14 protein-coding genes are annotated in these 22511 nt (G+C 45.9%); 9 read left to right on the forward strand and 5 right to left on the reverse strand.

The window, feature by feature from the left end; genetic code table 11:
- Position 1 precedes the first annotated feature (1 nt).
- From MHI25_RS07160 to MHI25_RS07180, 5 genes are all read left to right on the forward strand, one after another.
- Complete coding sequence (locus tag MHI25_RS07160) at positions 2 to 763, forward strand: lantibiotic immunity ABC transporter MutG family permease subunit (RefSeq protein WP_282579684.1); 762 nt, start codon at positions 2 to 4, stop codon at positions 761 to 763.
- Positions 764 to 778: 15 nt separating this feature from the next.
- The gene (locus tag MHI25_RS07165) at positions 779 to 1438 is read left to right on the forward strand and encodes a response regulator transcription factor (RefSeq protein WP_248547965.1); all 660 of its coding nucleotides are present in this window, start codon (positions 779 to 781) and stop codon (positions 1436 to 1438) included.
- Between the two features lie 101 nt (positions 1439 to 1539).
- Entirely contained in the window at positions 1540 to 2802 is a 1263-nt protein-coding gene (locus tag MHI25_RS07170) for a HAMP domain-containing sensor histidine kinase (protein ID WP_340395173.1), read from the forward strand.
- A gap of 289 nt (positions 2803 to 3091) precedes the next feature.
- Entirely contained in the window at positions 3092 to 3865 is a 774-nt protein-coding gene (locus tag MHI25_RS07175; protein ID WP_036675873.1) for an SDR family NAD(P)-dependent oxidoreductase, read from the forward strand.
- Between the two features lie 497 nt (positions 3866 to 4362).
- Positions 4363 to 4722, forward strand: a complete 360-nt coding sequence (locus MHI25_RS07180; protein WP_036675871.1) for a hypothetical protein — start codon at positions 4363 to 4365, stop codon at positions 4720 to 4722.
- A gap of 64 nt (positions 4723 to 4786) precedes the next feature.
- On the opposite strand, the gene nrdF is transcribed toward MHI25_RS07180, so the two are convergent.
- From nrdF to MHI25_RS07205, 5 genes are all read right to left on the reverse strand, one after another.
- The gene (gene nrdF / locus MHI25_RS07185) at positions 4787 to 5746 is read right to left on the reverse strand and encodes a class 1b ribonucleoside-diphosphate reductase subunit beta (RefSeq protein WP_076099522.1); all 960 of its coding nucleotides are present in this window, start codon (positions 5744 to 5746) and stop codon (positions 4787 to 4789) included.
- Between the two features lie 39 nt (positions 5747 to 5785).
- Positions 5786 to 7870: a class 1b ribonucleoside-diphosphate reductase subunit alpha gene (gene nrdE / locus MHI25_RS07190; RefSeq protein WP_036675863.1), complete on the reverse strand. Its 2085-nt coding sequence runs from the start codon at positions 7868 to 7870 to the stop codon at positions 5786 to 5788.
- Positions 7857 to 8216, reverse strand: coding sequence for a class Ib ribonucleoside-diphosphate reductase assembly flavoprotein NrdI (gene nrdI, locus MHI25_RS07195; RefSeq protein WP_036675861.1), 360 nt, complete (start codon positions 8214 to 8216; stop codon positions 7857 to 7859). Before nrdI ends, nrdE begins: the two co-directional genes overlap by 14 nt.
- Positions 8217 to 8619: 403 nt before the next feature.
- Entirely contained in the window at positions 8620 to 10269 is a 1650-nt protein-coding gene (locus MHI25_RS07200; RefSeq protein WP_076185377.1) for a helix-turn-helix domain-containing protein, read from the reverse strand.
- A gap of 30 nt (positions 10270 to 10299) precedes the next feature.
- Positions 10300 to 12078 carry a sensor histidine kinase gene (locus MHI25_RS07205; protein ID WP_036675958.1) on the reverse strand — a complete coding sequence of 593 codons (1779 nt, stop codon included), beginning with the start codon at positions 12076 to 12078 and terminating at the stop codon, positions 10300 to 10302.
- 272 nt (positions 12079 to 12350) lie between these two features.
- On the opposite strand from MHI25_RS07205, the gene MHI25_RS07210 reads away from it, so the two are divergent.
- The 4 genes from MHI25_RS07210 to MHI25_RS07225 all read left to right on the forward strand — a co-directional run bounded on the left by MHI25_RS07210 (position 12351) and on the right by MHI25_RS07225 (position 22429).
- Positions 12351 to 13694: a sugar ABC transporter substrate-binding protein gene (locus MHI25_RS07210; protein ID WP_036675860.1), complete on the forward strand. Its 1344-nt coding sequence runs from the start codon at positions 12351 to 12353 to the stop codon at positions 13692 to 13694.
- A 99-nt stretch (positions 13695 to 13793) separates the two neighbouring features.
- On the forward strand, positions 13794 to 14732 hold the full coding sequence (locus MHI25_RS07215) for a sugar ABC transporter permease (RefSeq protein ID WP_036675858.1): 939 nt from the start codon (positions 13794 to 13796) through the stop codon (positions 14730 to 14732).
- A 15-nt stretch (positions 14733 to 14747) separates the two neighbouring features.
- Positions 14748 to 15587, forward strand: a complete 840-nt coding sequence (locus MHI25_RS07220; protein ID WP_081383301.1) for a carbohydrate ABC transporter permease — start codon at positions 14748 to 14750, stop codon at positions 15585 to 15587.
- 149 nt (positions 15588 to 15736) lie between these two features.
- On the forward strand, positions 15737 to 22429 hold the full coding sequence (locus tag MHI25_RS07225; protein ID WP_340395174.1) for an S-layer homology domain-containing protein: 6693 nt from the start codon (positions 15737 to 15739) through the stop codon (positions 22427 to 22429).
- Positions 22430 to 22511 lie beyond the last annotated feature (82 nt).

Below are 22511 nucleotides of genomic sequence, written 5' to 3' on the forward strand. Positions count from 1 at the left end.
GATGGTGATACTCCGACTATTACAAGCTGAATGGTTGATGACTAAGCACACTGCAATTCGTTGGTTGATATTCCTTGTTCCTGTTCTATATCCGATGATGGTACTTTGGTATTTTTCACAGCGTGCGGATCAGCTTCACATCTATGATGGTTATTTTTCATTACTAGCCTTTGGGTTGCCTGTTGGGATAGGATTATTCTCTGCTTTAATGAGTGGTTTAGAGGAGGGGGCAGGGGGATTCTATAATCTATTAAGTGCTCTTTCACGTCCGAAGTGTTATATAAGAAAACTAGGGTTCATAATCTTGGCGATGATATGGATCGTATTCGGTTCAACATCAATTCTAATACTGGGCATGAAAAAAATTTTGCATATAGAGCGGATACAATATCTAATATTCTGGCAAGGAGCTTGTTGGGTAGTAGGCACTGCTCTAATCTTAATGATCTTTCATCTCATCTTAAGTTATGCTGGAGGCATGGGACTTTCTCTAACGGTGGGTAGTGCAGGTACGCTAATTGCAGCCATCGTAGGTGGAACAATTGTAGGCGATAAAGTGTGGTTATACATACCGTGGGCCTGGTCGATGCGGATGATTCAACTTCCCTTATTTTATGCACAACCCAACGGGCTCATTGAAACGGAAGTATTGAAGCTGCAACTTATTCATTCCGTACCTGCTATACTTATTAGTACAATGGTAATGGCAGTGTTAGGCTTGATATGGTTTTATTACTTTCAGGGTAGGAAATCATATGAATAAATAGGAGTGAGGTCACTGGCTAATATTTTAATAATAGATGATGAACCTGATATTTTGGCGTTAGTAAATAATATTCTCAGCAAAGATCACCATAGGGTTACGGTAAAAACAAGTGCACGACATATGCCTTTGAACGAGTACTCGACATTTGATTTAATCCTGTTGGACGTGATGATGCCAGATATCGATGGTTTTGAGCTCTGTACTCAAATCAGGGATATCGTAGACTGTCCGATTCTGTTTCTTACAGCTAAATCAATGGAAACGGATATTATGTTTGGACTTAGTGTAGGTGCAGATGACTATATCGTGAAGCCTTTTCGCGCAGGCGAGTTGAAGGCTCGGGTGAACGCTCATTTGCGGCGTGAAAATCGAGGGAAAAATCATATGTTAAGCGCATCTGGAGTGAAATTCAATCTCTCGGCAAAGGAGATTTTTGTTGATAAAGAGAAAATAAATCTCACTAAAAGTGAATATCAGATATGTGAATTTCTTGCTAGAAATAAAGGTCAGGTTTTTTCCAAAGAACAAATTTATGAATCGGTTTATGGCTATGACAGAGAAAGCGATAGCTCAACTATTACAGAACATGTGAAAAATATCCGCAATAAGCTGAGTGCGAGGGAGGTTTCACCGATTGAAACCGTTTGGGGGATAGGTTACAAATGGGTGTGAAACGAATACGGCTCCGTACAGTCTTCATTCAATATTTATTATCATTAGGTGCGTGTACTCTATTATTGGCATTTCTGTGTTTAGGGGTATTTACTCTCTTAATGCAGTATGGAATGATTGTTCCAGCAAACCATACCGAGCAATCCATTGCAAAGTCTTGGGATGTTTTGCAGCGTGCGCCACAAATTACGGAAGAAATGATCCCTTGGGGAGCGGAATATGCGGTATTGGATCAGCAAAAGAACTATATTTCAGGAAATATTCCTAAAGAACGCGCTCTAGATATATTGCAGAAGAATCAAAGCAGTTGCAATCTCATGGGTACAAACTGCAGCGATGTGATTGAGCGGGAGCATGAGGTTATCGTACTGCAATATGCAATTGTACCGCAGTTCACCTCAAATTTTCTGCATAACACGCTGCCTAATCCGCAATTAACGCTATTGCTGTTTTTTGTAGTTCTGATGTTACTGGAAGTTATTCTGATTTCTGGATTTTTCGCTCGAAGACTGAGTCAAAAAATGGCTTCCTTGCAGGAAGCTGCACATCACATTGAAGCTAAAAATTTGGATTTTACTGTCGTGTATTCTGGGGTCAGTGAAATTGATGAGGTGCTATCATCCCTGGAACAGCTGAGAGAGGAATTGAAAAAGTCACTAGAACAGCAATGGAATCTGGAACAAATGAAAAAAGAGCAGATTTCTGCGCTTGCCCACGACATTAAGACTCCTCTTACGATTATTCAAGGAAATGCAGATTTGCTGATAGACTCAGATTTAGCAGAGAATCAGCAAGAATATATAGGGTATATTTCCAAAAATGCAGATCAAATCGAACAATACATGGCAACACTCATTGAGATTTCTAATACAAGAAAACAAATTTCTCCCCGCTCTAAATGGGTTGCAACGGAAGCCTTTATCCAGCAAATTCGTACGCAGTTAGATGCGTTGGTTGTCCCTAAGCGTCTTCAGATAGAATTCCACCAGGACAATAATCTGCCCCCTGAGGTGTTGATTGACGATGAGCTACTTCATCGGGCTATGATGAATGTACTCGCTAATGCGGTAGAGTATTCCCCCTATGAGAGTGTGATTTATTTGCAGGTTGAGGCAAAACAAGATCGGTGGAGTATAACGGTAACAGACAGTGGATCAGGATTTACAAGTGAGGGACTCCAATCAGCAGTTAAGCAGTTTTATCAAGGGGACAGTAGCCGTACCTCCAAAAGTCACTATGGATTGGGACTTTACATTGCCGACACCATTGTCAGGCAGCATCAGGGCAGTCTGCATATTAGCAATTCTCCCCTGACGAGTGGAGGTCAAGTTCGAATCGACGTCCCAGTTCGTGGAGTTAGGTAGAGGTTTATTACACCTCTTAGAATAACATTGGATAAAACTTCTGGTTTATCTGATGAAATTCTAAGGGGTGTATTTTTTATGACGATCAAAACCAAATTCTCAATTGTTGGAAAAGTAGATTAAAATATTGATTGCTATATACAATTAAATACAATAAAGTTGTCATATAGAGGATAATTTTGTCGATTTTTCTGCAAAAATGTTCCAATCCACATTGTATCAGGTGACATTAGGGTCTATGAGGTTCAAATCCTCTTCCTGAAAAAGACATAAGAAAGTGGTGCGCATAATGAGTAGCAACAGATTTGAAAACAAAGTAGTTATTATTACGGGTGCTGGTACCGGAATCGGAAAAGCTACAGCATTGAGAGTAGCAAGAGAGGGTGGTACTGTAGTAGTTGCCAATCGATCAGATGCTGGCGCTAACACAGTCGAAGAAATCAAAGCTTTAGGTGGAGAAGCGCTGTTTGTGCGGTCAGACGTTTCAGTTGAAGCAGACTGCAAAAATATCGTAGATCAAACCTTAGCAGCTTATGGAAAGATTGATTGCCTTTATAATAACTCAGCAATTACAGGAGATAATGCGGATGTTACAGAATATGATCCGATATTGTTTCAAAAGGTGATTCAGACAAATCTTAATGGCCAATTCTACATGTTGCATTATGCATTACCACATATGAAATCCGGTGCTTCCGTTCTAAACTGTTCCTCCTTGCATGGTATTTTTATTGGGATGGCAAATGATGCAGCTTATTCAGCAAGTAAACACGCCATTGTGGGCATGACTAAATCGGTTGCTAAAGAAGTGGGTCACCGTAATATCAGAGTAAATGCTATTTGCCCTGGTCCTATTCCTACACCAACCATGAACAGATACGAAAAGTTGTTGTCTGATGATGTAGAGATGCTTCAATCTCTTATCGCTTCTGGAACGGCTTTGGGCAGATATGGTACGCCTGAGGAAGTAGCTGCTTTTGCATGTTTCCTTCTAAGTGATGAGGCTTCATTTATTACAGGTACAGCACATGTGATTGACGGGGGCTACTCCGCAACTAAGTAATTAGACGGATTAATTTACTTATATAAGCATTTAGTATTGAAGGCTTTGCGGCGTATTCCTGTTCGAATATCTATAGGATGAATGGACTGGAGTTGGAAGGCGCACGCAGAGCCTTTTTTAGTTGTTTCTAAACGATAACGGAATTACACAAGTGTGAATGAAATTAAGGCAAATATAACCATGGATATGTTGGAATTTGTAGAAATTTGTATTTTAATATAAATAAAAAAAGAAATTTGTCGATAATAATATAGGTAATAGGTATGAGTTAAAATATATTAGAAAGGATGTTGCAATAAAACGATACAGGAAATAGATGTCATTAACTATTGATTGTAACGATATGGCATCATTTAAACAAGGCAGTTTGTTCCAAACCCAGTTGCCAAAAGTAGAAGTTACTGAAAAGCCTGGGCAGAAATTTTTTGTCTGTTGGAGTTACATACATTACTTTCTATTATTAAAAAATAACTATTAAAACTTGGAGGAATACAATTATGTCATACACAATTAAATACAACAAAAGTGAAAACCACATCGATGTAGTATCTATCGATTTTTCTGCTGAGGATGTTCCAGGATACTTGAAAGATTTTGAGAATATCATGAAGCTTGTTAGTCCTAAATTTACGGGTACAACTGATGTAACTGAATCTGCAAGTGTACTTTCTCCTGAAGTTGCAGCAATGTTGGCTCCAACAGGTGAGATGGCGAAAGCAGCTGGCCAAGCAGGATGGGCTTATGTAACTAAAAACCCAATTTGGAAAATGCAATTGAAACGTATTTTTGGCAGAGATTTTGCTGATGCTTACGATACCTATGAAGAAGCTAGAACAGTACTGAAAAAATTGCAATAATCTAATAAATAGAGTTAGCAAAAAGTGCGGAGAGCTTTCTCCGCACTTTTTGTTTTATCTATATTTAAAATTGAAAATCTTCATCCTTCAGTGGCTCCACATTAAGCGCCCGGACATATCCGTTGCCTTTCTTCGAGAAGAAGTCATGCTGCTTGGTGTGGGTGCTGATCCCGTTCTGAACAATCGGGTTGATCTCTTCCTCGTCAAATAGCGGATCATGGCCCAGGTTCATCATCGCTTTATTGGCATTGTATCTTAGGAAAGTCTTCACCTCGTCCACCAATCCGATAGGGGCATAGATCTGCTCGGTATAACGCTCTTCATTCTCATGCAGCAGTCGAAGCAATTCTACCAGCGTATGGTGAAGTTCGCGTTGCTCGTCTTCTGGGAGCCCGTCAAAGATCTCCTGTGCCAGCACGCCGACATATACCCCATGGATGCTCTCATCCCGTAGAATAAGGTCGATGATCTCACCGCTGCAAGTCATTTTGCCCTGCCCAGCCAGATATAGGGGATAGAAGAAACCACTGTAGAACAAGTAGCTCTCGAGCAGCACGGAGGCTGCCATGGCGAGGTACAGGTCTTTTGGTGAGTCTATGTTTTTGTAATATTGTGAGATGGTCTCCGCTTTGAACTGGAGGAAGGGGTTCTCTTCTACCCAGCGGAATACACTGTCGATCTCCTCTGTAGAGGACAAAGTGGTGAAAATACTGCTGTACGATTTGGCGTGAATTTGTTCCATCATACCCATGAAGCCCAGTACGGCTTTACGTTGAAGGCCTTCGACATGCTCCATAATCTGTGGCATTCCGACTCCGCCTTGAATCGTATCCAGCAGTGTCAGACCGCCCAGCACCTTCATATAGGAGTCCTTTTCTTGCTCACTGAGCGTGAGCCAGGACATTTTATCATCGGATAATGGAATTTCATCGTCCGTCCAGAATTGCATAATGTTCTGATTCCAGAACATCAATGAGAAATCGTCGTCGGGACGGTTCCAGTTAACGGCTTGGATAGCGGTCATAATATTGCAATCTCCTTTTCTGCGGCTATAGCCTTCCTTTTAGATCGAGCAGGTGAGGCATTCCTCGACAGACAGCTTTTTGGTCCGGGTGTAATACAGCGACTTCAAGCCTTTATGCGCCGCATACAGGTAGGAGCGGGCCAGTTCTCTGGTGGAAACATCACTGTTAACATGCAGAACGGTCGAGATACCCTGGTCGATATGGGGCTGAATTTCCGCGATCAGATCGATTACCTTGAACTGGTCCATCTGGTAAGCCGATTTATAGAAAAACACATTGTCCGGCCGCAGGTACGGCATCGGATAATAAGTAGTTGAATTAGCATAAGTCCGAGTCTCAATCTGCTCAACAATCGGCATAACGCTTGAAGTGGCGTTTTGGATATAGGAAATGCTGGCCGTTGGCGCAATCGCCAAACGGTAAGCATGGTATAGGCCATTTGCTTTTACCGCATCCCGCAATTGTTCCCAGTCTGCTGGGGATGGGATATAAATATCTCCGAATAACTCTTGTACCCTTGGGGTAACCGGGCGGTAATCAGTAGTCAGGTAACGCTCGAAATAAGCTCCCGTAGCATAATCAGAAGCCTCAAATCCATGGAAAGATCGACCCGTGGCGGCAGCGATTTCCATGCTTTTCTCTAGCGAGTGGAAATTCATAGTCATAAAGAAGGTCCGGGCAAAATCGCGGGCCTGCTCGCTTTCATAAGCAATGTTGTTCTTAGCCAGATAGCCGTGCAGATTCATGACGCCAAGACCGACAGAGTGCATTTCCTTGTTTGCTTTGGCTACGCCTGGGGCATTGGAAATACTGGTCATATCGCTAACAGCGGTCAGGGCGATCATGCCCTCATGTACGGATTCACGGATTTTGCCATGTTCCATCACGTTAACAATGTTCAAGGAAGCCAGATTGCAGCTTACATCGCGGCGGATTGTACTCTCCTGTCCGTAGTCGGCAATCTCTGAGGTCTCCTGCAGTTGAAAGATTTCAGTACAAAGGTTGGACATTTTGATCTGTCCGACGTTTTTCAGGGCATGGGCCGCATTGGCATTGCTCTTGTTCATGATATATGGATAGCCAGATTCCAGCTGGATCATGGCAATTTTGGTCAGCATATCCCGTGCGCTCATAGCTTTCTTCTTTTTGACACGTGGATCGGCCAGCAGCTTATCATACATGTCATCCAGATCCATATCGTCGAGATGCGTGCCGTAGGCTTTGTACACACTGTAAGGAGCAAATACATGCAGCGCTTCATTGTCCTTCGCCAGCTTATAGAAGCGGTTTGGAATAATCAGGCCGATGGACAGGGTTTTGAGTCTTGTTTTTTCGTCAGCGTTGATTTTCTTGCTGTCGAGGAATTCCAGAACGTCCCAGCCAAAAATATTGTAATAGGCTGCTCCTGATCCTTTACGTTGACCCATCTGATCTGCATAGGAGAAGCCGTCTTCCATCAGCTTGAGTACAGGTATAATTCCCTTCGCAGCATCCTCAACACCCTTGATAGTTTCACCACGGGAGCGTAGCTTGGATAGGTTAACGGCCACACCGCCACCGATCTTCGACAACTGCATGCAGGTATTCAGCACATAGTTGATGGAATTGAGCGAGTCGTCCATTTCGATTAGGAAGCAGGAGACGAGCTCACCACGCCGGCTCTTACCGGCATTTAAGAAGGTTGGTGTCGCAGGTTGCAGGCGCTGTTCCATCATCGAACGGGCAAGTACCCCCGCAGTATCGGCGTTGCCGCGTCCCAGGTGAAGGGCGACTGCCGCCACACGGTCCGGATAATGCTCCAGATATTGTTTGCGGTCATTGGTTTTTACAGCGTAATCCGTGTAGAATTTCGAAGCTGCCATATAAGATGGAAAACTGAAGTTGTAGGCATGGGTAATCTGGTAGACTTCTTCAATTTCCGCCGTGCTGTACTGTTCGTAAAAATTCTCGTAGAAATCCTGTTCAATCATATAATCAACCTTGGCTTTTGTATTCGCAAAAACCAGACTCCGCCGCTCTACATCCCGCATAAATTCGGCTACTGCCTCAAGATCTTTGTCTAGCTGAAAGAAGCCACTTTCGTCTCTCTTCATCAACATGTTGTTTAATTCAATATGCCGCAACCCGGCTCACCTCCTGTTTAATCCGTTCTACATCGCCAAATGTACCCGATAACTCAAATTTACCGATAACGGGCACGTTATACCGATCTGCAATCAAGTCCGCGCTGTGCGCGAACAGCTCGCCCCAGTTCTTATTGCCGCTGGCGGCGATGCCCTTCAGATTGGCATTATTGTTCTTCAAGAAAGTAGACACCTTTTCTGGAATCTGTCCAAAGCCGGTGGTATATGTAATAAGCACATAGGGCTCATCAATCGTCATATGCTCCTCAATCTGCACAGCCGGCAACTTAAGTTTGCTGATGAAGCGTCTGACATTTCCTGTTTTTGAATCATACGCGACTAGCATGGTGTCTGTCCCCCTGTAAATATTAAAAACTATTGAAAATAGTATGAAAACTGAATGGATAAGCTATAAATTCTGAAAAATCGTATCTATACTATATTTAGTGTGCGTTGTTTATTTTAATTACTATATGTTGAAAAGTCAATATGGGAACAGCAGTCTTAATAGCTGGGAAAGTGTCTCGTAAGCGGTTTTTTGGTAGACTTTTAGGGCAGAAAGACCGGAGTATTAGCATTTTGCTAGTTTAAAAATAAAAATAAAAAAATTGCAGGAATAAGGGTGATACTTAGGGATGCTGCTGAGGGTGATGGCAAGCCAATAAATCTGTAAGGAACAGAGCCTGCTCCTTGCAGATTTATTGGCTTTATTTTTGCGAAGTGGGATTATTCTTAATAATCTCTTGATCTCAAGAACGGTTGTTCACTCCGAGGCTTCGGTCAGATGGTGAATCTGCTTTAAGTTGCTGCATGTATTCCCTGGGGGAAATTCCGGTTACCTTTTTGAAAACTTTACTGAAATAGAAGGCACTCTCATATCCCAGCTTCTGTGAGATTTCGTAGATGCGACCTTCCCCACGTGCCATCATTTCTTTGGCTGTCGTGATTTTGATCTCCGTGATATATTCCACATAGTTGACCTTGGCAACCTTGGAGAAAAGGTGGCTTAGATAGTTGGGACTGAAATTGAAGACATCAGCCACTTGATTGAGCGAGAGCTTAGTTCCGAGATTTCGTTTAATATACTCTTGGACATTTTTGACGAGCTGCTCCTTGTAGCTTTGTCTGCGGGTAGAGAGGATGTCTGAGCAACCGTCCCGGAACTGGATCAGCCAGCCAGCGATCTCTTCAATCGTATGCATCTGGTAGATAGCCCGGTAGCCCTCCGGTTCATTTTCGAAAATTTGTTCCACAATGTTCTCACCGTCTGCGAGCAGTGAAGTGGCCATGTACAGAATGTTGCAGGCGGCATCAGTGGCGGGAACCAGCAGGTCGGCCCGGCCGTCGAAGATTTCGATCATTTTGGAGATAATGGCGTATAAAGCTTGGGTATCCATTTCTTCAAAAGCACGGCGGATCTCTGTACGCAATTCGGAGAAATCAAACAACAGATGATCCTGCTCCAGCGACTCTCCTTCGGCAAAAAACACAAACGACTGTGCTTTAACCGCAGCAGGAAGCGCTTTTCGCGCAGCGAGGTAGCTTTCCCGCAGCAAATAAGGATCCTCGACCGCAAAGCCGATCGCGCCGATGATCCTTACATTGAAGTAGTTATGGAGTATGGAGGCCATATGGGTCAATAGCATTTCAATCTCAGGCATCCATTGCCGTGAATCCGTCCCGTTGACGGGCAGGGTTACAGCAAAATTGCGCAAGTCCAGACTGCTCACATAACAAGGTCTTATGGAAGTAAGCGTATCTTTGGCCATTTGGACGGTACTTGAACACAGAGCAACCATTTTATCGCCGCGGGGCGGGACACTGTCTGGCCCCAAAATACGGCAAGTGCAGACTAGATAAGCAGGTTCCTTGAGCTCAAGGTTTAAATCATCTCTCTGCAAAAGGTACTGGTTTTTATTTGCGAATAAGTTATTGAATAGGCGGATGAAAAATTTATCGCGTTGAGCTTGTAGATTGCCTCTATGAGCAAGCATGGGATAGCTGTCTAGGGTTTGAAAAGCCTCCAACTGGGAAATTGCTTTCCGAATGGAGGCATCAAGTGCCTCTGGTGTCAGTTCTAGCTTCACTAGATAATCTGTGGCTTGCACTTCAATCGCTCCACGCGCGTATTCGAATTCCTCGTAGCTTGTTAAGATGATGAACAGCGGAAGCCGGCCGTGTTTTTTGCGTACCGCATTGGCAACTTCTAAGCCGCTTTTAATTGGCATTTTTATATCGCTGATTACGATGTCAGGACGAAGGGTGTCAATCATTTCTTCCTCTTGAGCCCCGTTGTGTGCAATGCCGACAATTTCTATATTATATTGCTCCCACTTCAGCATGGACTGCAAGCCGATACAGACCAGCGCCTCGTCATCAGCAATTAACAACTTGATCAATTCCATCACATCCTTGCTTGATATGCTACTCTATTCCTTTTGCAGGAACGGCAGAAGAATCTTCATCCGGGTATATTGGCCCGACTCACTCTCAATCGAAAGACCGTAATTATCCCCAAATGCCAGGCGCAAACGTTCATTTACGCTGCGGAGTCCAATATTCTCGGGCATTTCTTTGCTTCCATTACCTGGATTCGACAGAATCGTGGAGATTTCTTCTTCCTTCATCCCTATACCGTTGTCTTCAATCGTAACTAGAATATCGGCGAATCCACTTTTGGCCACCTTAATGAGAATTTCTCCTCTGCCTTTGGGCTCAATGCCATGGAAGATGGCGTTCTCGACCAGGGGCTGGAGCGTGAATCGTGGAATTAGGCCGGTTAGCAGTTCCTCGTTGTCAATCTCCTTTACCATAGAGACCGTACTGCCATAGCGATATTTCTGAATTAGAAAATAATCATCCAGCAGGCTCAGCTCATCTTTCAACGGCATTAGTCTACGGTTGTCTTTGGCGATGCTGCGCAGCAGTCTGGATAGTGAAGTGGTCATTTCCGCGATGCCGGTAGCATTCTGAATTGTAGCCATCCATTTGATCGAATTCAGTGTGTTGTACAGGAAATGGGGATTGATCTGACTCTGCAGCATCCGGTATTCCAGCTCCTGCTTCTGTTTCTCGTCAGCGAGCCGGCTGTCCATAAGCGCTACGATATCTTGGGACAGGCGGTTAATGCCCCGGCCGACATCGCCAAGCTCGCTGTTCCATTCGATATTGCGGTCCAGCAGGAAATTGCCCTGGGCGATCTTATCAATCCGCTTCTTCAGTTTTTCCACCGGAAGACTGATGGTACGGGTCAGATACAGCGTAATGATAGCGCTTAAGACAATAACCAGGAGACAGACGCCGAGCATAACCAGAATCCATATATTTGTCTTGGGAGCGAACAGGTCATTGGATAAAGTCTGTGACAGAATGACTCCGCTGCGTACGGGATAAGATACCACGATATGGCTCTCTTTCTCGTCCTCGAGCTTGACCATGGATAGCTCAGTTTGCGGACCGACAGGTTTATCATTGGTATAGGCCACCGGTTCATACGGCTCTGCAATGGCGATGACCTGGTCGCCGATGAGCTGATAATGATGATTGCCGAGCGTCAGCAGCAGCCGGGAATTCTTCGGCAGGGAGTACCCTTTCAGCTTGTCGGTAATAACAGTGGTATTCGCTAACAGGTACACTGTTCCAACGCGGGAAGCTCCTTTGCCGTAAATAGGAAAAACAAAAGGAATTCCGTTCGTGTTGGAGAGCGGGTCCTTGATCACCCGGTCCCATTTCTCCTCGGCATCATTGCTAAGGCCGGTAATTTGACCGATATTGTGTATGGTAAGCGGAACAGAGGTGCCGGTTTTATCCACCTGCAGAAACTTTCCGTTGCTATCCGTAACAATCAGACGGCGGGCATAGCTGTTGGAGCGGTTGTTCAGGAAGTCCTGCTGCATCGAGTTGAATACATTAACTGCTTCCTTAGAGCTAGCCTTAGGTGAGCTGAAGTAGTCTGTAATCAGGGTATTAGTAGAAGAGTTAGTGCTGCAAGTCATCGCCAGCGATGACAGATCAATTAAATCCTGTTCAATAATATGGGATACCAGCTGCAGATTGAATTCGGTCGCCTGGATGGTTGTTTTACGCTGATAATAAGTAATTAATTCATAGCTAAAAAAAGACAACAGCGACGCTATCAGCAGTGCGAATACGGCCATGAGCAGAATAATGCGACTTTTAATGGTGGATTTTCTTACCGTATTTAACACTCCTCTACAAAATGTGAAAACATATAAAGCGTTTTCATATACCATAGCATATTCCTGCGTTCCGATACAGGGGGAGGTACATAAGCTGAATATTTTACATGTTTTAGATAGAAAATTACAGGTTTGAACCGGAGCAGGGAAGAAGAACACAGAAAAGTGAATGAACTTTGTTTGATAATGCATGCCATTCTTGCGAAAAAAGCTATAAACTTTGAACTAAGCTCAGAAGAGCCGATCGTAGTTACACAATCAGAAGAAAAGGGGATATTTAAATGAAACTGAAAAGATTCTATGGCATAACCCTCGCCACAGTATTCTCCATGAGTCTGTTGGCTGGATGTTCTGGTAATAACAACAACGAAGGTGCTGCTGCAACGACAGCTCCAGCAACGGGGAATTCTGCAAACGCTTCCGCTGAACCGAGCCAGGAGCCTGTGACTTTGAAATGGGCCTTGTGGGATTGGGAAGCTACTGCTTACTACAAGCCGCTAATCGATGCCTATAAAGCTGAGCATCCGAATGTAACGATCGAATATGTCGATCTGGGGTCGACGGACTATATGACCATGTTAAGCACACAACTTTCCGGTGGCGCAGATCTGGACGTACTTACAATTAAAGATATTCCGGGCTACTCGAACCTTGTGAAACAGAATCACCTGGAGCCGCTTAAAAGCTTTATGAGTGGCAACGCTATTGATCCTTCGGTATATGGAGGTACTGTAGAACAAATCGAAGTGAACGATGAGGTGTATGCGCTTCCTTTCCGCAGCGATTTCTGGATTCTCTACTACAATAAAGATTTGTTCGACAAAGCAGGCGTGGAATATCCAAGCAATGATATGACATTCGAGCAATATGATGAGTTGGCCAGAAAAATGACTTCCGGCAGCGGTTCTGAAAAAGTGTACGGAGCTCACTACCATACTTGGCGTAGTGCGGTTCAACTGTTCGGTATTCTGGACGGCAAGAACACTGTTGTTGACGGAAACTACGATTTCTTGAAACCAACCTATGAGCGGATCCTGAAAGAACAGGAAGACGGCATCGTAATGGATTACGCCACACTGAAGACTTCAAGCACGCACTATTCTGGCGTATTCTACAATAATTCCGTTGCTACTATGAACATGGGCAGCTGGTTTATCGCTACACAAATTGAGAAAGTGAAGAGTGGCGAGTCCCAATCGGCTAACTGGGGCATTGCGAAATACCCTCATCCGGATGGTGTGGAAGCCGGTACAACCTTGGGTACAATTACATCCCTAGCTGTAAATCAGAAATCCAAACATAAAGAAGCCGCACTTGATTTCATGAAATTCGTGACTGGTGAAGAAGGCGCTAAAGTCATTGCTTCCACCGGAACCATTCCAGCGATTAAGAATGATGAAGTTATCAATTCCATTACTTCCATCGAGGGCTTCCCTACGGATGAGAACAGCAAAGCGGCACTGACTACTGTTAAGACTTATCTGGAAATGCCTATGCATGAAAAGAGCGCAGACATCGAAGTTATTTTGAATGAAGCGCATGACAATATTATGACTAAAAATGCTTCGATTGACGAAGGTTTGGATGATATGAATGCTCGCGTACAGCAGCTCTTGAATAATTAACCTTAAGAGAGCCGGTTCTAAGGGCGGGTGAAAGCCCGCCTTTTATATTAAAGAGTATAGATTTGTGGGGAAAGTTTTAGAAGGTTTGGAGGAGAAAGAATGCAGAACGAAACCATATTGGGTACAAAAAAGATCCCTAAACGTCATTTGTCAAAAGGTGTCCGGGAAAACCTGGTAGCTTACAGCTTCATTGCGCCGAACTTTATCGGATTTGCCCTGTTTACACTGGTACCTATGTTTTTTGCCTTTATCCTTGCTTTTGTGAAATGGGACGGGGCCAATCCAATGAAGTTTATCGGGCTGGACAATTTCACCCGGTTGATCAGAGATACAACATTTCACAAAGCATTATGGAATACCATTGTTTACACTATTGGCGTAGTACCGTTCACCATGATTGTCGCGCTGGCGCTGGCGATTCTGCTTAATCAGAAGATAATGGCCCGCAATTTCATGAGAACCGTATTCTTTTTCCCTTATGTAGCATCCCTGGTAGCCGTTGCTGCCGTATGGAACTTTATCTTCAGTCCTACGATGGGTCCGATCAACAATATCCTGCATACCCTTACCGGTATCCCGCTGGAGGATCTTCCCCGCTGGGCAGCGGATAAACACTGGGCGATGTTCACAGTAATACTGTTTACAGTGTGGAAAAATATGGGTTATTACATGGTTATTTACTTGGCAGGTCTTCAGGGCATCAACCCTGAATTGTATGAGGCTGCTGAACTTGATGGTGCGGGCGCGTGGAGAAGATTCCGCAATGTGACGGTCCCTCAACTGGCGCCTACCTCTTTCTTTGTTCTGATGATTCTAGTCATCAATTCGTTCAAAGTCTACGATATCTTTATCAACCTATTTGCCGGCGCCGATAACCAGTTGAATGATTCTACAAGGGTTATGGTGTATCAAATCTATAATACGGCGTTCCGCTCGCTTGATTACGGATATGCCAGCGCCATGGCCATTGTATTGTTTCTGCTGGTACTTGGCATCACCATCGTCCAGTTCCGCGGCGAGAAGAAATACGGACAATAGGAGGATTCAAAAGATATGGTTGGTAAAAGTAAAGGACTTAGAATCAGCATTATGGTTCTTGTGTATATTTTGTTGTTTGCGACAGTACTGGCGATGCTGGTTCCGTATATATGGATGTTGTCTTCTTCACTCAAGATGAACAAAGATGTGTTTTCCTTCCCAATGCAGTGGATTCCACAGAATCCGCGCTGGGAGAATTTCGCGGATATCTGGACACGGATTCCGCTGGGCCGTTTTATTTACAATACGGCGAAATTATCGATTATCGTAACGATTCTACAACTACTGACTTCTAGCTTTGCTGCGTACGCGTTCTCCAAACTGCATTTCCGGGGAAAAAACATTCTATTCCTTGGATATATTGCAACAATTGCGATCCCTTGGCAGGCTTACATGGTGCCGCAATTTATCCTGATGCGTTACATGGGACTTAACAACACGCATTTGGCAATCATACTGCTGCAGGCATTCTCGGCATTTGGAGTATTTCTGATGCGCCAGTTCTATCAAGGTGTTCCGGATGAATTATGCGAGGCTGCCCGTATTGACGGCTTGAGCGAATATGGAATTTGGGCGCGAATCATGCTGCCGTTGTCCAAGCCAGCATTGTCTACATTGACGATCTTCACCTTTGTCGCTACCTGGAATGACTTCCTAGGGCCAATGATTTATCTGACAGATACGAAACTCAAGACTATCCAAATCGGACTAAGAATGTTCATCTCGCAATATTCCGCCGAATATGGCCTGATTATGGCCGCGAGTGTGGTGTCCATTATTCCGGTTGTAATTGTTTTCCTGGCTCTGCAAAAGTACTTTGTACAAGGTGTTGCAGCATCGGGCATTAAGGGCTAGAACCGTATTTGACCTGGCAGTTGCATGCTTCATAGGCTGCCAGGTTTTTTTATAAGTCAAAGGGGTCTGTATAACTCTAGTAATTATTCATTTAACAATAAAATGAATACGCTTTCTTTTATTATTGGCCATCAAAGGAGGAGAAGAGAATGAACAGAGAGCACTTTCGAAAAAGGCTTTTCTCAATAACGATGACTACTGCGCTCGTAGTTGGGATGTTTCCGGCATTCACTCTGCCTGCAGCCTCTGCTGCTACCGTAAATTCTATCTACGCTGCCGCCCATATGGGGGCTACAACAATTGCAGATACTACTCTGCCAGCCAGCATTGATATCGGAGGCCAGAGCACAGCAGTGAACTGGAATATTGGAGCAGATACCTTTGCCGTGCCATACGATGCCGTGACCGTCAGCGGTACAGCAAACGGGGGGCCGGTCGTAGCCAGTGTGGAAGTTATTCCGCCCGCAAGTAATCCGTTGGTTTACTTTGTGGATAGCGGCAGAGGGGGCGATTCCGTAGGCAACGGGCCTACTTCCTCGCCGCTGTACGAAGCGGTCCGCACGCTGAGCGGCAGCGATTTGCTCAACCAGTCACCCGACCAGAAGTATATCAGCGGTACGGCGGACTGGGGATTTGATGATTCCGTAAACAAGGTCAAGAATTCCAAAGACGGGGGACTTACCGATCCAGCCACCGATCCGTCCCTATGGACTGTCGGACTTCGTGCCGACCCTGCCAGCAATCATATCGTGTATAAATTAAAAGCGCTTGAAGCTGGAACCTATACGCTCAGCAGCGGTTTCCATGATTGGTACGGCAGCCGCTCCCGTGTAATACGTCCTCAGATCGAGTATAAGGATGCTATCGGGGCAACCAAGACGATCTTGTTTGACCAGTTCAACACTAATGTGACTAAGCTAATTTCCGGCGAATTCACCATTCCTGGAGACATTGACGTTAGTAGTCCAATGACGTTGACTTACGCCTATGTTGCTGACGAAAAACCTATTTTGAGCTGGTTCGCCGTTGCCAAGGGCGGAATCAAGAAACAGATCGAAGAGGCTACACAGAGCGCAGCTTCTATGGTCAAGGTTCTGCTTGACGGCAACGATATCCAAGCTGACAATGTCAACGGCCTCACATTCAAGGGATTTGGCGTACTAAGCGCTAACAGCACCAGTGCGCTTTTGATGGACTATAAGTCAGAGCATCCAGAGGCTTATGCAGAAATGCTACAGATCTTGTTCGGTGGAGAACATCCGCTCATGACGCATGTGAAAATCGAGATGGGCAATGACCGCAATAACTCCACGGGACCTGACCCGGCGACTATGCGTACGGCCGATGAAGAGGCAAATGTTACCCGGCATCCCGGCTTCCAGCTTGCCGCAGATGCCAAGGCAGTGAACCCTGATCTTAAAGTGAGCATCCTGCGATGGAGTGCTCCGGCCTGGGCGAATAACAACGACAAAATCTATACCTGGTACAAAAAAACCATTCTGGCCGCTTATCGTGAATACGGTTATATGGCCGATTACGTTAATCCTTATATCAACGAGCACGCTCCAGATTTGGCGTGGACCAAACAGTACGCTGAGAGAGTCAAGACTGACAGCGAAGGCTTCAACAGCACCGAAGAGCGGGAACTGTACAACCGGATCAAGTCTGTGATATCCGATGAAGTCGGGATTGGCAGTTTCGGTGCCAGTATGGTGAGTGATCCTTCTCTGCGGGAAGCCGTGCCGATCGCTGGATACCACTACAACACGGACGACGACAGCGCAGGCAATTTCAAAAAACTTGCAGAACAATATGATATTGAGGTTTGGAACAGCGAGGCGCAGTCTACCTTCAGTAATTCCTCTTTCCGTCCCAACAACAATATGAAAGATCCTACAGTGGCAGGAACAGGAATTGGTGGTGTCGGCAGTCCGCTGGAGATGAGTAACACGATTATTAAAGGATTCGTTAACTCCCGCCGGACACACTTTATTTACCAACCCGCCATTGGTTCCTTTTATGAAGGCGGACAATATTCCTTCAAGGAATTGGTCAGCATGCGCGATCCGTGGTCGGGATGGATTCATTATGATGCGGGTCTTGTCACTCTGCAGCATTACAGCTGGTTTGCGAATGTAGGCTGGGAGAACGAGGATAATACTGCTGGGATCTGGCGAGCGGTTCCTCAAGCCAGCTCTACAGGTGCGACAGGCACCAATCCGGTCAGCGGCCGCAACGGTTCCCCTAGCTATATAACCCTTGCAGCACCTGATAAAAAAGATTTCTCGACGGTTATCGTGAACGATAGCGAGTATTCCAAAATCTACAAACTGCAGACAGTCAATATGGCTTATACGGGTAATCCATCCATGGAAGTATGGGAAACCCGTGCCGCTGATGCAGGAGAAGCGTTCAACAGCAATTATATGCAGTATCTCGGTGATGTCACTGCTGATGGCAGCGGGGTGTATACCGTTAAGGTTAAACCGTATTCGACCGTGACTGTGTCTACTTTGAAGAACAAGGACAAAGAAGAATATAATACACCGCTGCCTGTAGAAGGCGAGCGTACCGTACTGGATACTGATGCTACAGGAGCAGGACACAGTACTGGGGACAACATTCTGTACGCTGATGATTTTGACTATTCCAAGCAGACTGTTGTGAAGATTGGTGCAGGCGGTCAATCTGAGGGTACCCAGAGCTATATCGAATCCCGCGGCGGTTCCCAAAGCGTTATCCCGCGTTATACCCATGACCGCAACGGGGCATTTGAGGCCTATCTTCCGGACGGTTCAGACAATTATGTCCTGCGGCAGCAGCTGGACACGGGAACCATGGGGCTTGGCGGCACATGGAACAGCGGAGATCCCGTAACGGCCATCGGCGACAACCGGTGGATGAACTACAAGGCCAGTGTTGATGTTTCGTTCGAAACAAACAATACTCAGGGCGGAGCAAATTATGCTGCGATAGGCGCCCGTTATCAGGGAGGTGGCAGTTCCCACTCCATAACCGGTACACCGTATGTGCTGAAATTCTGGTTCGACGGCGGCTGGCAGCTGCTGGTCAACAATAGCGCAGTTGCGAGCGGAAATGCCGCGAACGGTTCCGGCGGCGTGAAGATCGACGGATTCGATACCGCATATGACGCATGGCATAATATTGCCGTTCAGGTTGCAGGCGATAAAGTGACTGCCTATCTGGATGGGGTGAAGCTGGCTTCCTATACAGACCCTACTCCTGAATTGTCCGGCCGGGTAGATCTGGCCAGCGGCTACTATCACGTCCGCTTCGATAATTTGAAGGTGGAGAAGGTTGAGGGCTACACGCCGTATTATTCAGAGCTTCTAGACAATCTTGAGATGTATGACCTGGCTGCGGCTCCGAACCCTAAACTGATATATACCGGGTCGTGGAGCCATATAAATGGAGCGGGCATGTACATTTACCAGCGTTCTCTTTCTACCAGCCAGGCTGTAGACGCTGCAATGGAATATACGTTTGAAGGCACCGGACTGGATATTCTAGGAGCGAATAACGGATCGGCGAAGCTTGAGGTAACGGTGGACGGAAAAGTTATTGTTCTATCGGCTGATACATTAGCTTCCAAGGAGCTGTACCAGACGTACGCACTCCGCGGGCTTAAATATGGCCAGCACCATGTGCAGATAAAGGTGGTAAGCGGCACCTTGGTTGTCGACGCGGTGGCGGTTGTTTCCGGGGAAGTAACCGGTACTGTAGATACTGCTGCTCTTCAGGCGGCGGTAACAGCCGCGAAAGAAATGAACAAACAGGATGAATATTCGGACAGAGACTGGCAGCTCTTCGTAGATGCACAGAGCGCTGCACAGGAAGCACTGGATAATCCTATTTTATACAAATTGGATCAGGAAGGAGTTACTCAGCTTGAAGCACGCCTGATCTCCGCCCAGAACCAGTTGACTACGGGAGATATACGGGAGCTTGTCGCTCCTCAGGATTTGGCTACTTATGCTGGAAAACTGCCGAATCTTCCAGACAAGGTGGAAGCCACTCGGGCAGACGGATCCAAATTGCTGGTATCAGTAAAGTGGAATGTAAATGCGGCCAGCTTCAACAATCCGTATGAACGGGTAGCTGTAACCGGCACTTATGGAAATCTGAAAACAACTTGTTATGTGGAAGTGGTACCGGAGGGGCTCTTATACTTCCTCGATGCTGGTGTATCGGTGGACGGTATCACGCCGCCGTATACGTTAATCAAGGATTTTGTAGGTGACAGCTTGCTTAATAACAAGGCGGATCAGCCTTCGACAGGCAATGGCGTATGGGGGCATACCAGTACTAAGTACCTCCTCAAGGGGCTTGGTGGCGCTGTAGTTCTCTCTGATAAAAGTCAGACAGGTGTTTATGGTTCGGATACAAAAAATAATCCACTTGTATACCTGCTCCCTTTGAATGCAGGCAAATATACGATTACGTCATTCCATCGGGACTGGTGGAACAACACCAACCGCACGATGGATATTACGCTTAGCTATATCGACGCTGAAGGGAAAGAAGTGACCAAACCGGTCCGAACCGGCCTCTTCGCAGGTCCTAATGGCGCTATGATTAACTATGACTTCACGCTTCCGGTGAGCGGTACTGTGAAATACTCAATAAACAATACGTATTCAGGCAATCAGGCTGCATTGATCAGCTATGTGGCTGTAGCTAGAGATAAAGCCAGTGTTGTTAATGAGCAGGCTGTAAATGAGGCTAAGAGTATCATAGAAGGTGCGGTATACAGCGTGCAGAAGGAAGCGGCAAACAGCGAAGAAGCTGTCCAGACTTGGCTGCTGCAGACGATAGGCGCTCTGCCCGGTTTCAATGATACCGGAGTTACGATCGGTGAGATTACCTTGTCTTCCTTCCAAGAAGCAACCGATGAGACTAACGGCAGCTTCAGCTTCACGGTATCACTTAGTAAGGGAGAGGCTACAGCGGATAGTTCGGTGAGCGGAACAATCAAGCTGCCGGAACCGGATACTGTTCAGCCTTTGATTACTCTGTTAGGTGATGCAATAGTGAATTTGCACATCGGTTCTGAATATACAGATGCAGGAGCGACTGCTTATGATGACAAGGATGGTGATATTACAGACCGTATAACTACAACAGTTAGCAGTGAAGTATACGGGTTGACTGCTCTCGATACAGCGAAAGCTGATATTTATACCTTCCATTATAATGTCAGCGATACTGCGGGCAATGAGGCTGAAGAAGTGACAAGAAAAGTAGTCGTTGCACTTGATCCGGATGTAATGAAGCCGGTGATTACACTGCTTGGTGAACCGTCCATTCAACTGGAAAATGGCGCAAGCTATATGGATGCCGGAGCGACAGCGGTAGATGACCGTGACGGCGACATTACGGAGCACATTGTAGCAACAATTACGAAGAATGAGGAGAATGTGCTGGCACTGGACACTAAGGCGGCAGGCATCTACACCTATCATTATAATGTGAGTGATGCGGCGGGCAACGCGGCTATCGAAGTGACTAGAACCGTGACAGTGGGCGAAGCAGAGCAACCTCCGGTAGTGACACCAACACCAACACCAACACCAACACCAACACCGACATCGACGCCGGAACCGGAGCCAACAACAGCACCAACATCTACGCCGGCGCCAACGGAAGCACCAGTGTGGACGGTAGCACCGACACCAGCAGTCACCCCGTCCCCAACGCCAACACCGCTGCCGCAGACCGAAAAGGTTCTTGATCCAAAGGATTTCACGGCACCGGTTGGAGGAGTAATAACGGTTCAGCTTACTGAAGCTACAGAATCCGTGCTCCTTCCAGCAGGACTATCAGGAATCATCGGAGAGAACACTCTACGTCTGGCTTGGAGTAAGGTTGCTATCGATCTGACCCCAGAAGTGCTGAAGAGCATTCAAGAAAAAGCTACTGGAGGTCAAACGGAGGGGGCGCGAATTAAGCTCTCAGCAGTGAAGGTATCCAGAGATGCTGTGGAACAGTTAATCAATAATCGGGCTGTTAATGGTTCCGTACATTTATCTGCGGCAAGTGATGTGATTAACTTCAGCTTGGAGGTTGTTGCTGCCAACGGCACTGCTGTAACGGTAACTGCTTTTGATAAACCGTTGACACTTACGTTCAACGTAGATCCGGATGCCAATATAAGCTTGCTCGGCAGCTACTATATTTCTGCAAATGGTGCGCTTGAATTCATGGGCGGAACGTTGACTAATGGTAAATGGACTGCTGAAATACGGCATTTCAGCCAGTATGCAGTCCTGGAATACGATAAGCTGTTCACAGATGTCAGCAGTGACAGCTGGGCCAGCAATGTGATTAAGACCATGGCTGCGAAGCATATTATTGAAGGCATTTCCAGTACGGAGTTTAATCCGCAAGGGGATGTAACTAGGGCACAATTCGCTGCTATGATTGCACGCGCGCTTGGGCTTAAGGCAGGAAGCCATTCAACATTTGGTGATGTGGATTACAAAGCCTGGTATGCCGAAGCCGTTGCAGCTGTTAGCGGAACGGGTATCGTGCTCGGACGCAGTGCGGATTCGTTCGCCCCGGATCAGAGCATTACCCGCGAGGAAATGGCTGTGATGATCGTTCGTGCTTATGAATATTTGCAGGGAAGCGAGACCAATGAACCTGCTGTAGGATCGTTCAGTGATTATTCCCGGATTCATGACTGGGCGAAGAACGCAGCAAACATCGCCGAACAGGCGGGACTGATCAAGGGACGCGGCAATAAGCAATTCGCGCCACAAGAGACGATGACCCGTGCCGAAGGTGCGCAAGTTATCTCCAATCTGCTGGGATATTTGTAAGTAGCATTTCAAAGAACCTGGCAGGCTGCATTAAGTGGGCTGCTAGGTTCTTTATAGATTTGGAGAGGCGGGGGAGTGCTTA

The organism is Paenibacillus sp. FSL E2-0177 (assembly GCF_037992975.1).
GTDB lineage: Bacteria > Bacillota > Bacilli > Paenibacillales > Paenibacillaceae > Paenibacillus_AQ > Paenibacillus_AQ odorifer.